This is a genomic window from Legionella qingyii, from assembly GCF_003184185.1.
Map to the genome: position 1 here is coordinate 74,900 of NZ_QHJG01000002.1, position 13,469 is coordinate 88,368.

Sequence of the window (13,469 nt, forward strand, 5' to 3'; positions counted from 1 at the left end):
TGCCTCGATCTTGGGGTTTTTCGTAAGTCCTGAGGATATCAGAATTTAACAAAAGGATTAGGTTTTATAATGAGAAAAGCAGCTTTAAGTCTTTGGCTTGTCTTGAGCGTACTGATTTCACCACTATTTGCGAAAGATAAAATAAAAAATTTTGATTCCCAATCTAATGAATGTGTTGAAAATATAGAATTACGTGCCAGTAATGGTGGTTTATTTCTCGATCAGTGTCATATACACGATCGTGATATTCCACAAATTTTATCCTTTCTCAATAAGCACCCGGAAATCAATCGTTTAAGCATTTCGGACAATCAGATTGGCTATCAAGGTGCCGAATTACTTTCTACTAATACCCATATTCGATATCTTTTCCTGACTGGAAACCGTATTGGTTCACTTGGAGCTGAGGCATTAGCTAAAAATACTTCTTTGGTTTACCTTCTTTTGGGGGATAATCATATTGGCTCCTATGGAGCGGAGGCCTTAGCGAATAATACTACTTTGATATTTCTTTCACTTGATGGTAATCCTATAGGCTCTTTGGGGGCGAAATCATTAGCAAAAAATAAATCACTAACTCATCTTTCTCTAAAAAGAAGTCAAATCGGAGCAGAAGGTGCGAAAGCATTGTTTTCGAATCAAACATTGAAAAGTTTATATTTAGGTAACAACCGCTTAGGGAATGAGGGTGTAGAGTCTCTTGATAGAAATCAATCCCTCAACTTTATTGACTTGGAAAACAATAATATTGATAAAGATGGCGTTGAGATTATAGCAAGAAATCCCAATTTACTTTATCTCATTCTTGATAACAATCCATTACAAAATGAGGGGGCAGCTTTTTTGGCCCAGGCCAGTTCTCTCGAATGGCTTTCAACTGCTGGTTGTAGCATAGGTCGCGAAGGGGCTCAGTTTTTATCTGAATTGAGTCATCTTACCTTGCTTAATATCGACAATAATTTAATTGGTGATGAGGGTATCGCAGCTCTAGCAAAAATGAGTTCTCTGACTAATTTATATGCGGATAATAATCTTATTGGGGATGAAGGTGCAAAAATTTTAACCAAAGCGATACAACTGCAAAATTTAAGTTTGAGTCATAATTATATTGGAGATGAAGGCGCTTTAACTTTAGCTGAAACTGCAACTTTATATACCTTAGATGTAAGCTTTAATCAAATTACTGCAATCGGAATAAAAGCATTAAAAAGTAATGAAGTGTTGTCTTATTTGAATACTGAAGGTAACCCTGGAGATAAGCGGTAAGTTCATGCCCTATTGGCACATCTTGCGCGAAAAATAACACTTCGGAAGCCTCACATACTGATGATGTATGCTACGTTTTTTCAGTATCATATTCGCGCAACCTGCGCTCAAATCCAACCATTCCCCCATGAACGGTTACGATAAACGTAATATCCTCTAAATTTTCCTGGAGGAACACAGTGGAACCCGGGTTTCAGCCTACTTGTTTGAGGCCAGTCGAACTATTGTATCAATTGCTTTATCCAAACTTAGTTGTTGTGTTTCTCCAGTAGCTCGGTTTTTATATTCCACACAGTTTTGTTCCATATTTCGTTCACTTACGATGATACGATGTGGAATACCAATCAAATCGTGATCTGCAAACAACACGCCAGCTCTTTCATTCCGATCATCAATTAATACATCGATGTCTAATTCTTTTAAACGCTCATATAGTGCATCTGCTTGTTTTTGAACTACTTGTGAACGATGCCCATTTAAAGGAATTATGACTACTTGGAATGGTGCAATATTTTGAGGCCAGATAATTCCATTTTCATCATGATGCTGTTCGATTGCTGCTGCAACTACACGAGTGATACCTAAGCCATAACATCCCATTAACATAGTCTCTAATTGACCCTGTTCATTAATTACTGCAGCATTCATGGCTTTAGCGTATTTATCTCCCAGCTGAAAGACATGACCAACTTCAATGCCGCGGCAAGAGTGCAGTATTCCTTTCCCATCTGGACTGATATCGCCCTCTTTTACATTACGTAATTCATAAACAAGATATTCACTCACATCTTTATCCCAAGCAGCATGTTGATAATGTTTGTCTGCTTGATTGGCACCACAAATAAAAGAATCCATAGCAAGAGCATGATGATCCACGATTACAGGAATTGGTAAATTGACTGGTCCAAGAGAGCCAATGGGGGTCTTCAAGGTTTTTAAGACAGTTTCTTCATCAATAAATTGTAGGGGAGAATGCACCAAAGGATGTTTTATTGCTTTGACCTCATTGAGCTCATCATCGCCTCTTAAAACTAAAGCCACCATAGGGTGTTCTTTTCCTTTTACAATCAATGTCTTGATGGTTTGACTGCTTGCTACACCAAAGAATTTTGACACTTCAGCTATAGTTTTTTGGTTTGGAGTATCAACCAGAATCATTTTTTGAGTGGTGGGTGTTGCTTTTTCGGGTTTTAAACTGGTTGCTTGTTCAATATTTGCGGCATAATCTCCTTTATCACTATAGAAAATTAAATCTTCACCAGAGTCAGCCAATACTTGGAACTCATGTGATGCAGAGCCTCCAATAGCACCCGTATCGGCTTCAACTGCGCGATATTTAAGTCCCATGCGATCAAAAATACGACAATAAGCCTGATACATATCTTTGTAGGTCATTTGCAGGCTTTCTAGATTTAAATGGAATGAATATGCATCTTTCATAATAAATTCTCGTGCACGCATCACACCAAAACGAGGTCTGATTTCGTCGCGGAATTTAGTTTGGATCTGATAAAAGCTTGTGGGTAATTGTTTATAGGATTGTAACTCATTACGCATAATATCTGTGATTACTTCTTCATGAGTAGGGCCATAGCAATATTCTCTACCATTAGAATCTTTCATGGTGAGAAGCTGCCCGCCAAAGGTATCCCAACGCCCAGTTTCTTGCCATAGTTCAGCAGGTTGTACTGCGGGCATGAGCAACTCCATTGCGTTGATGCGATTCATTTCTTCACGGACTATCTGTTCTATTTTACGTAATACTTTTAAACCCAAAGGCATCCAGGTATAAAGGCCTGAACCCAGTTTACGAATCATTCCAGTTCTCAGCATTAATTGATGTGAAACAATCTCTGCATCGTTTGGAGTTTCTTTGAGAGTTGCTAAAAACCATTGAGACGCACGCATTTCTGCTCCTGAAAATAGTATTGTTCTTGAGTGCAAAGCATTATACAGAAGTTTCTGTTCAATAACAGATTAATTGGCGTGAGGCATCTAGCCTGCGAGGCGGAGCCCATTGTTATTAAATCATTTTTATCTTGGGCTCTGCTTCGCAGCAGCTATCTAGAGATGTTAAATCTTAATCTTGGCTTCTTCTAATAATGTATTTAGTTTGGAAGCCAGGTGTTCGTAATTTTTTCCTCCAAGTTGGCTTAATTCATACTCATAATTTTTATAATGAACTTTACCTGTCTGAACATTATAAACCCCACCAACTAGGGCAATATCATTTTGCTCGATCATGTCATGCAAAATAGAGCTGCGATCATAAATTTCCTGCATGGTATGGGCTACGTTTAACTCAGTAACATTGTCCACATAAGTTTTATTTTTACTGTGACGATTTGTTTCAGTTTCGCTCTCCGCATTGATCGCTGGTTTAATTTTGTCCAACAATTCTGTTATATGGCCTGTTTCAACTCCGTCGCACGCAGATTGAATGGCGCCACAACGCGTATGGCCCAGAACGACAATGAGTTTAACGCCAACAACATGACAAGCATATTCAATGCTGGCCAGAACGTCATTGTTCACCACGTTTCCAGCAACCCGCACACAAAAAACATCACCAAAGCTCATATCAAAAATTGTTTCTACTGGAACTCGTGAATCAATACAACCAAGAACAATGGCAATAGGATGTTGCCCTTTCGCTGTGAGTTTAATGTCCAATTGATTCGAACGGTGGATTGGGGTGTCATTGAGGAAGCGTTGGTTTCCTTCATGTAAAATATTTAATACCTGTGCTGGAGACAGGTGCGATTGCACGTCGTATGTGGTTACATTGATAAAATCAATATAATTATGAATCTTATAATGTTCTTTGAAGCCAATCAGATTCAATGCAATTTTTTTATTGGGCGCTTGTTCCTCTTTAAATTCTTTTAGAAGCTCAGAAATTTCTTTATCAATATACTGAGTATAACGCGCATCAATAATTAACTGTGATTCCCTGGGTATGGAATCAAGCTCGGCAACTAAAGCGGCTTTATTAAGAAAAGTCATTTGCTGGGGGAGTACTAAACGATTAATTTCTCCAGTAGGATGAATTTCTTTAAGGATATTAATTCGTGCCTGACTGTTTGATTTTAATATATAGAACAAACTTACTCCCAGCCCGATTAAAATGCCTGTTAGGAGGTTAAATACAATGATGCTGATCACTGTAGCGATAAATGGGATAAATCGATCACTACCTTGAGCATAAATAGAGCGATAAATTGAAGGTTTATTTAATTTATATCCGGTATAGATCAAAATTGCAGCCAAAGAAGATAAGGGAATTTTATTTAACGTGCCCGGGATTAACATCACCGCAAGGAAAATAAAAACACCATGCAAAATTGCTGACACTTTGCTTGTCGAACCTGCTTGAATATTGATTGAGGTTCTTACGATTACAGAGGTAATGGGAATCCCACCAATTAAACCAGCGGTCATGTTTCCCACTCCCTGAGCAACCAATTCTCGGTTTGAGGAGGGATGGCGTCGTTTTTTATCCAGTTTTTCCCCTGCTTTAAGATTCAATAAGCTTTCAAGAGAAGCCACAATGCCAATGATAAAAGCATAAAGATAGACTTTTGGATTCGCTAAAGTAGACCAGTTGGGATATTCCAATTGGCTAAATAGCTCACGATAATTATCTGTTTGGGGAATGTTAACTAACTGCGGCGAATTTTGAATCATGCTTGAATTGGTCCACAAAAACAACTCATTAAGCAACACGCCCAAAATAACGACGAGGATTGGTGCCGGTATTTCTTTTAGTATTTTATTTTTCGTCACATCAAAATAAATTAATGTGCTGAGAGAAAGAATCGTAATCAGCATCGCCCCAGTATTTATATGCTTATACACAGCAAGAATGGGACTTAATGAGATTTCTTCAGCGGTTTCTAACAAATGCATTTTGAGTTCGTTGAAATCTGCAGAAAGAGTAAATGCAAGTGGCAATTGCTTGATTATTAATAAAATACCGATGGCACAGAGTAGACCTTGTACGACATTGGAAGGGACGTAATCGGCGACAAATCCAGCTCGCAAACTTCCTATAACCACTTGAAGTAAACCGGCAAGAAATAGAGCAACTAAAAATGAATTGAAATCTCCTAGTTGAGTAAGGGCAGCTACTACCACCGCCGCCATACCAGCTGCAGGTCCACTGACACTAACGTGCGAGCCACTTAAGCAACCTACGACAACTCCACCAATAACGCCACTTAAAATTCCAGAGAAAAGTGGTGCACCAGAAGCCAAGGCAATACCTAGACATAATGGTATGGCGACGAGAAATACGACTATGGCTGCTACAAAATCAAATTTAAAGTAACGCTTGGCATAAATTCGAAATATACGTGAGTCAACCGATGTATTTGTAAACATGGGGATAGATCCTCTATTAACAAAATAAAGTGAAAAGGTTAAGCGAAAGTATTCTAATTTTAGACTAAAGTGCCATCTAATAAAACATTATTGTAACAAAAATGTTATTAAAATGTTACGGTTTAGTTAAGGATGTGTGCTTAACTAGGGCTATTTGGTTTGTTGGTGCTCATTGTGTTTGTGGTTTATAAGATTCGACTGATGCAAATAATTCAAAAAAACGAAAAGGAAAAGCCTAGACTAAAAGCAAGAAAGAGTGTTTTGTTAATTAAAACCCGGGATTGGCTACGTTGTTCACTACACTCTTATGCACATCTCACTGAAAAGCCATATTTGTACTCAAATCTGACTTTTCCCCAAAGATTTTCAACTTGTGACTAAGAGACAGGTCTTTCACCGGGCTTTAAAACAATTTTATACTTCTACTGAGTCGAATTCTTCTGTGCTAAAGAGTTCGCTGGTATTGATTGTTTGATTGGTGGCTAATTCATTTTCAAGATTTCTAAAATTCCACATATTTTGATCCATAAGTTGGCTGGGTTTGATGCTTTGCAGCGCATGCAGGATATTACTTGGAACTTTAGGATTTTCTTCGGCAAGTTGATTAATTAAATGTGTTACTTTTTTGCGCATTAAATTTTCCTGAGAACCACAAAGTGTACAGGGAATGATAGGGTAGGATTGCTCGTTGGCGAACGTGATAATGTCTTTTTCTTGAACATAGCATAATGGACGAATTACTATGTGCTTTTTATTATCGCTGAGCAATTTGGGTGGCATTGAGCGAATGTCACCATTATATAGGATGGACATCATTAAGGTACGAACCAGATCATCTCGATGATGGCCAAGAGCGATTTTATTGAAGCCATGTTCTTCGGCATAACGATAGATAATCCCGCGACGTAAGCGTGAGCATAAAGAACAGTATGTTTTACCTTCGGGAATTTTTTCTTTTACGATACTGTAAGTATCTCGAGTTAGGATTTCATGAGGAATTGAACGCTCGGCGAGCCATTGCCGCACTGCAGTATCATCCCAACCAGGTTGAGCCTGATCTAGGGTAAAGGAAAAGAGTTCAAATTTATTACCAGAACGCCGGCGTAATTGATCCAAAATAGTTAAAAGCGTAAAAGAGTCTTTGCCACCAGACAAACAGACCATAACACGATCACCACGCTGGATCATATTAAAATCTGCAATTGCTTTACCTGTATAATGAAGTAATTTTTTTTCAACTTGGGAGGGATTGGACATTATAAAAACCTGAATAAAAAATTGTTATTTAGTGGTAGTGCTTCCAGCAGAAACTAATCCGTTAACACGAGTTGTTTCTAACCATGAATTAATCAGCTCAAGATCATTTACGTTTAATGTTCCGGCAAGATATTTTAGAGTTAGAACGGCATTAATCAAACTGTATTGGTCATTAGCAAGTTGGTTCTGAGCTTCAAAAAGACGCTGTTGGGCATTCACTACATCCACCATGGTACGAGTGCCTACTTCAAATTGAGCCTCTGTACTTTCCAATGAATTCTGTTGGGAAATAACAGTTTGCCTGTCTGCCTTAACTTTGCTAATTCCATCAGTAATTGTGTTAAAAGCAATCCGGCTGTTTACTACCACATCTCGATAAGTTTGTTCGACTCGTTCGCTGGTAGCCCGAAAATTATGCTTTGCTTGCCGAGTTTGGGAGAGTACTAGTCCTCCTTGAAATGCAGGAAAGTTCAACGCCAAACTAACACTAGATTGTTTTTGATTTTCCGGTAAGAAAGGGCTGGATGTGTTGACTTCATTTGTTGTTTCTGCTGAGCTGCCTTGGATAGCAACAGTAGGCCAGTTGCCAGCAGACAGCGCTTTCATATTTTGACGTGCTACTTCAAGATTGCATTTGGCAGACAACAATTTGTAGTTTTGTTTAAGACCAGTATCTATCCACTCATCTACATCATTAGGTTCTGGCTTAATGAGAGGAATTTTTCCATCCCGCAGAGGCGCAATGAGTTCATAAACATGATTCGTTAATTTTCTTAAATTTTCACTTTGATTGATTTGGTTGTTACGGGAGGCAATAACCGTAGCTACCGATTGATCATAAGCTGCTTTTGCTTCATAAACAGAAGTAATTGGATCAAGACCCACCTCAAAGCGTTGTTTGGCTTGCTCGTACTGGCGCATGTTTGCGCGTTTTTTTGCCTCAGCGAAATTTAAAGTATCTTGGGCAAACAATATATCAAAGTAGGCTTTAGCTGTTCTAAGAATTAAATCCTGAGCTGCATCGTTAAAAGTAGCTTGTGCTGCTTTAACAGATGCCCTTGCTTGTTTTACTTTGGCCCAGGCTTGATAATTGAAAATAGCCTGAGATGCAGAAACTTGCCACATCTTGGATTTGTAATAGTCGTCTTGAACGCTGAAAAAGCCATCATTCACATGCAGAAAGTTTCGGCTTGTTTGCGCTGTAAGACCTGCTTGGGGTAGCAATGCTGCCCAGGCTTGAGGAACAGCTTCTTTATTAGCCATATACGTTTCATAGGCATTTTTGAATATAGGATCATTTTCAAGAGCTTGATGATAGATATCCATTAAGTCTGTTGCGGCAAATGCTTGCGACAACAGACCAAAAGCCATGAGATAGCAAATCAACAATTTTTTCATTTAAACTAAATCCTAAAATACAAATTCTTTTTGCATTGATTTATCGATCAATAAAGGAATGTTTGTTTCAAAAAGCAGTGCTTCATGCCAATTTTCACTATGATCTAGTTCATACAATCGGCCTTGCATGACAGGAGAAGCTCCTTCAATAACAAATAATTTTCCACCAGGAAGTATCTGTAATTTTTGAGTCTCATTTATTTGTTCTTTGGCACCAGTAAATACAACGACATCATAAGGAGCACTTTCTAACCAACCTTGACTGGCATCACCAGTAATTAATTCTACATTGTCACAGTGGTGTTTTTTTAATAGATGTGCCGCATTGGTAGTGAAATCGGCATAGTAGTCTATGCTGATTACTTTTTTACATAGCTTGCTGAGCAACGCGGTAAAAAATCCACTGCCAGTTCCTACTTCCAAAACGGTTTCATGACCTTGCAAATCCAATGCTTGTAGAATTTTTCCTTCTTCCAAAGGAGTAAGCATGCGTTGATCGTGATTAAGGGGTATTTGCATGTCTGAATAAGCAAAATGGATAAATTGTTCGGGAACGAATTCGTGTCTTAGTACAACATCATACAAATTAAGGATGGATTCGTTTAAAACATCGCCAGTTCGAAGTTGTTGTTTGACCATGTTAATGCGTGCGCTTTGATAACTCATTTGTTCTACCGTGTTGATTGTTTTAGGTTAAGATTGATTATTCATTTGCCAACGTTTTTGTTATTCGCAGTGATCCACTTTTGGTGATTTTAGAATTCCGCAAATAGCTGTGAAACAAGATGGCAGAAGTGAATTGTCAATACACTTTCAAAACTTTGGCACAATCTTAGCAAAAAAATAGCCCATGTGCTAAGAAATAATGTTTGAATCCCAAATTTCGTGGTGACTCTGTTTAAAGTTTGTTATGATCTGCAATTTTTAAGAGTTTTCTTAACCGATTTATAATTACCCATACATCATTCACGATGTTGAATGACAGGGAAATAAATATAATCTAACGACTGGGAGAATGCAGTGCTTGAGCAATTTACTGATTATTTGCAAACTGAAATAGCGACACTTAAGAGTGAAGGCTTATACAAAGGAGAGCGTGTTATTTCTAGCCAGCAACAAGCTGCTGTCACAGTAAATCATAAAGAAGTAATCAATCTTTGCGCTAATAATTATTTAGGTTTGGCTAATGACCCTCAACTTATTGCTGAAGGGCAAAAAGCACTGGCTCAGTATGGTTATGGTATGGCTTCTGTGCGTTTTATTTGTGGTACCCAAACTCCTCACAAACAGCTTGAACAGAAAATCAGTCAATTTTTAAGCAAAGAGGATACTATATTATATTCATCATGCTTTGATGCGAATACGGGTCTTTTTGAAACGTTATTAGGTGAGGAAGATGCGATTATTAGTGATGCATTAAATCACGCCAGTATCATTGATGGGATTCGTCTGTGTAAGGCTGCGCGGTATCGATATGCTAATAACGACATGAAAGCATTGGAAGAACAATTGATTGCTGCTAAAAATGCACGATTTCGTTTGATTGCCACAGATGGTGTTTTTTCGATGGACGGAATTTTAGCAAATCTTCCAGCAATTTGTGAGTTGGCAGATAAGTATGATGCCATGGTTATGGTTGATGACTCACATGCAGTTGGTTTTATGGGGGAAACTGGTCGGGGAACTCCAGAACATTTTGGCGTTAGCGATCGTATTGATATTATTACGGGTACCTTGGGTAAGGCCTTAGGGGGCGCTTCTGGCGGTTATACTGCATCAAACAAGACTGTCGTTGAATGGTTACGTCAGCGTTCCAGACCCTACTTATTCTCAAATACTTTGGCTCCAGTTATTGCGCATACTTCTTGTGTGGTTTTAGATAATTTAATGAAAAATAACCACTGGGCTGAAAAATTAAAACGAAACAGCCTTTATTTTCGTGAAGGGATGACGAAATTGGGATTCAAGCTAATCCCAGGAGAACATCCAATTATCCCCGTTATGTTGGGTGATGCGAGTCTGGCTGGGCGCATGGCAAATCGTTTGTTGGAGTTAGGTATTTATGTGGTTGGTTTCTCATATCCTGTAGTACCTAAAGGGTTGGCTCGAATTCGAACCCAAATGTCTGCAGCACATGAGCTACATCATTTGGATAAAGCGATCGCAGCCTTTGAAACAGTAGGTAAGGAATTTTCTGTTATTTAAAGCAAAACGCTCTTCTCTTAATTCTATAGGGACGAGCTAATTTTTGAGGTACTTTTATGAAATCATTAGTCAAGGCGAAAAAGGAACCTGGAATTTGGATGGAAGAAGTTGCAATGCCTGAATACGGCGTCAACGATGTATTAATTAAGATTAAAAAAACAGCGATTTGTGGTACTGATATCCATATATATTCCTGGGATGAATGGGCTCAAGCGACTATCCCCGTACCGATGACTGTAGGCCATGAGTTTTCTGGTGAAATTGTTGCAATAGGCCAGGAAGTGCAAGGACTACATGTAGGACAACGAGTTTCTGGTGAAGGACATTTAACATGTGGTTTCTGCCGAAATTGCCGCGCAGGTAAACGTCATCTTTGCCGTAATACTTTAGGTGTGGGCGTCAATAGACCAGGATGCTTCGCAGAATATCTATCTATTCCTGCCACCAATGTTATCGTTCTTCCAGATAACATTACCGACGAACAGGCCTCAATTCTTGATCCCTTTGGCAATGCAACTCACTGTGCCTTGGCTTTTGATGTAGTTGGAGAAGATGTATTGATTACTGGTGCTGGACCTATTGGGGTTATGGCAGCAGCAATAGTAAGACATATAGGTGCTCGTCATGTAGTCATTACGGATGTGAATGATTACCGTTTGGATTTAGCCCGTAAAATGGGTGTAACTCGTGCAGTAAATGTTAAATATGAAAAGCTGGCTGATGTTACTGCAGAGCTGGGCATGCTGGAGGGGTTCGACGTAGGCTTGGAGATGTCAGGAAATCCTATGGCGCTTAATGATATGATGAAAGCAATGAACCATGGCGGACATGTGGCCATGTTAGGTATTCCTCCTCAGGAAACAGCTATTGATTGGAACCAAGTTATTTTTAAAGGATTGGTAATTAAAGGTATCTACGGGCGTGAAATGTTTGAAACCTGGTACAAAATGATTGCTATGTTACAAAGCGGACTGGATATTTCACCAGTTGTAACGCATCGTTTCCCAGTGGATGATTACCAACAGGCATTTCAAATTATGGCATCAGGTCAATCAGGTAAAGTAATTCTTGATTGGTAGAAGACCATGAATTTTGAATAGCAATAGTAAAGATATTGTTGTAACCGGGTGAGGGCTTGACCGTAATACCCGGAAATATCGAGTATTATTTCCCCGGGTTATGGCGGTGCCTCACCCAGGCTACAAAGACAGTTTAAAGAAGACGGAGTAGTTATGTCACAATATATTTTTACCATGAATCGTGTCAGCAAAATTGTTGAAAATCAGCGATTTATTTTAAAAGATATTTCATTGAGTTTTTTTCCTGGCGCTAAAATCGGTGTTTTAGGATTGAATGGTTCTGGTAAATCAACTTTATTACGTATTATGGCAGGTGTTGATACTCAATTTGAAGGAGAGGCAAGGCCACAACCAGGAATTAAAATCGGTTATCTAGAACAAGAACCTAAATTGGATCCGGATAAAACCGTACGGGAAGTTGTTGAAGAGGGCGTGAAGGAAATGAAAGAAAAACTTGCACGCTTCGACGAAATTAGTATGCGCTTTGCAGAACCAATGAGTGACGATGAAATGAATACGTTGCTTGCTGAGCAAGGTGAGTTGCAAAATGCTATTGAAGCAGGTGGCGGTTGGGATTTAGATAGGAAGTTGGATGTTGCTGCTGATGCGCTGCGATTACCTGATTGGAATGCTGTTGTGGGTAAATTATCAGGAGGTGAGCGTCGCCGAGTTGCATTATGTCGGTTATTGCTTTCTAACCCCGATATGTTGTTGCTTGATGAACCAACCAACCATTTAGATGCAGAATCTGTAGCATGGTTAGAACATTATCTTGAAAGTTTTCCTGGTACTGTAGTTGCAATTACCCACGATCGATATTTCTTGGATAATGCGGCAGAGTGGATATTAGAATTGGATCGTGGTGAAGGGATACCTTATAAAGGTAACTACTCTTCCTGGCTTGAGCAAAAAGAAGCACGTCTAGAGATGGAGCAGAAGCAAGAAGATGCACATATGCGTGCAATGAAAGCAGAGTTAGAGTGGGTTCGCACCTCACCTAAAGGACGTCATGCTAAAAATAAAGCTCGCCTTGCTCGATTTGAAGAAATGAATTCGAAGGAATTTCAAAAACGTAATGAAACAAATGAAATATACATTCCACCTGGAGAGCGTTTGGGTGATCTGGTTCTTGAAGGAGAAAAAATCACCAAATCATTTGGAGATCGAATCTTAATTGACAATTTAGATTTTAAACTCCCTAAAGGGGGTATTTTAGGGATTATTGGTCCTAACGGAGCAGGTAAGTCTACATTTTTGAAAATGATTACTGGTCAAGAAGAGCCGGATGATGGGGTTATCCGTATTGGGGAAACGGTACAATTGGCTTACGTAGACCAATTACGTGATGAATTAAATCCCAATAAAACAGTATGGGAAGAGATTTCTGATGGTCATGACATAATGCAAGTAGGTAGTTTTCAAATGCCTTCACGTGCTTATGTAGGCCGCTTTAACTTTAAAGGTAGCGATCAACAAAAGAAAATGTCCCAACTTTCCGGGGGTGAACGTAATCGCGTTCATTTAGCAAAATTATTGAAAAGTGGTGGGAATGTATTACTACTTGACGAACCTAGTAATGATTTGGATGTTGAAACTCTACGTGCTTTGGAAGACGCGATTCTCAATTTCCCTGGTTGTGTTGTTGTGATCTCACATGATAGATGGTTCTTAGATAGAATTTGTACTCACTTGATGGCTTTTGAAGGTGATTCACAAATTACCTTTATCGAAGGAAATTACAGTGATTATGAAGCGGATAGAAGACGCCGTTTGGGTGATGAAGCGGATAGGCCGTCACGTATTAAATACAGAAAATTGGAATCATAAGTTTTAATTGAACGTATCAAAATTGAAATATCAAATGAAGATAAGTAGTAAACG

The 13,469-nt window shown here is 38.9% G+C and carries 9 protein-coding genes; 4 read left to right on the forward strand and 5 right to left on the reverse strand.

Annotation, left to right across the window (positions count from 1 at the left end):
- Positions 1–69 precede the first annotated feature (69 nt).
- Positions 70–1,266, forward strand: coding sequence for a hypothetical protein (locus tag DGG96_RS01320; protein WP_233590458.1), 1,197 nt, complete (start codon positions 70–72; stop codon positions 1,264–1,266).
- A 198-nt stretch (positions 1,267–1,464) separates the two neighbouring features.
- Here the strand turns inward: DGG96_RS01320 and DGG96_RS01325 are convergent, their stop codons facing one another.
- From DGG96_RS01325 to DGG96_RS01345, 5 genes are all read right to left on the reverse strand, one after another.
- Positions 1,465–3,174 (reverse strand): proline--tRNA ligase, encoded by a 1,710-nt coding sequence (locus DGG96_RS01325; protein WP_110141220.1) that lies wholly within the window; start codon positions 3,172–3,174, stop codon positions 1,465–1,467.
- 165 nt (positions 3,175–3,339) lie between these two features.
- Positions 3,340–5,649, reverse strand: a complete 2,310-nt coding sequence (locus DGG96_RS01330; protein ID WP_110141221.1) for a bifunctional SulP family inorganic anion transporter/carbonic anhydrase — start codon at positions 5,647–5,649, stop codon at positions 3,340–3,342.
- 414 nt (positions 5,650–6,063) lie between these two features.
- Entirely contained in the window at positions 6,064–6,906 is an 843-nt protein-coding gene (ttcA, locus tag DGG96_RS01335) for a tRNA 2-thiocytidine(32) synthetase TtcA (protein WP_165831559.1), read from the reverse strand.
- Between the two features lie 24 nt (positions 6,907–6,930).
- Entirely contained in the window at positions 6,931–8,304 is a 1,374-nt protein-coding gene (locus DGG96_RS01340; protein ID WP_110141223.1) for a TolC family outer membrane protein, read from the reverse strand.
- Between the two features lie 12 nt (positions 8,305–8,316).
- Positions 8,317–8,970 (reverse strand): protein-L-isoaspartate O-methyltransferase family protein, encoded by a 654-nt coding sequence (locus DGG96_RS01345; protein WP_110141224.1) that lies wholly within the window; start codon positions 8,968–8,970, stop codon positions 8,317–8,319.
- Between the two features lie 354 nt (positions 8,971–9,324).
- Here DGG96_RS01345 and DGG96_RS01350 point away from each other — a divergent pair, with 354 nt between their 5' ends.
- The 3 genes from DGG96_RS01350 (at position 9,325) to ettA (ending at position 13,415) form a co-directional block, all read left to right on the forward strand.
- On the forward strand, positions 9,325–10,509 hold the full coding sequence (locus tag DGG96_RS01350) for a glycine C-acetyltransferase (protein ID WP_110141225.1): 1,185 nt from the start codon (positions 9,325–9,327) through the stop codon (positions 10,507–10,509).
- Positions 10,510–10,565: 56 nt separating this feature from the next.
- The gene (tdh, locus tag DGG96_RS01355; protein WP_110141226.1) at positions 10,566–11,588 is read left to right on the forward strand and encodes an L-threonine 3-dehydrogenase; all 1,023 of its coding nucleotides are present in this window, start codon (positions 10,566–10,568) and stop codon (positions 11,586–11,588) included.
- A 153-nt stretch (positions 11,589–11,741) separates the two neighbouring features.
- The gene (gene ettA / locus DGG96_RS01360; protein ID WP_110141227.1) at positions 11,742–13,415 is read left to right on the forward strand and encodes an energy-dependent translational throttle protein EttA; all 1,674 of its coding nucleotides are present in this window, start codon (positions 11,742–11,744) and stop codon (positions 13,413–13,415) included.
- Positions 13,416–13,469: the final 54 nt, after the last annotated feature.

Bases quoted from the DNA above. Each gene is read 5' to 3' on its own strand.
- tdh (WP_110141226.1), top strand. From the start codon at position 10,566: ATGAAATCATTAGTCAAGGCGAAAAAGGAACCTGGAATTTGGATGGAA.
- ettA (WP_110141227.1), top strand. From the start codon at position 11,742: ATGTCACAATATATTTTTACCATGAATCGTGTCAGCAAAATTGTTGAA.
- DGG96_RS01320 (WP_233590458.1), top strand. From the start codon at position 70: ATGAGAAAAGCAGCTTTAAGTCTTTGGCTTGTCTTGAGCGTACTGATT.
- ttcA (WP_165831559.1), bottom strand. From the start codon at position 6,906: ATGTCCAATCCCTCCCAAGTTGAAAAAAAATTACTTCATTATACAGGT.
- DGG96_RS01325 (WP_110141220.1), bottom strand. From the start codon at position 3,174: ATGCGTGCGTCTCAATGGTTTTTAGCAACTCTCAAAGAAACTCCAAAC.
- DGG96_RS01345 (WP_110141224.1), bottom strand. From the start codon at position 8,970: ATGAGTTATCAAAGCGCACGCATTAACATGGTCAAACAACAACTTCGA.
- DGG96_RS01340 (WP_110141223.1), bottom strand. From the start codon at position 8,304: ATGAAAAAATTGTTGATTTGCTATCTCATGGCTTTTGGTCTGTTGTCG.
- DGG96_RS01330 (WP_110141221.1), bottom strand. From the start codon at position 5,649: ATGTTTACAAATACATCGGTTGACTCACGTATATTTCGAATTTATGCC.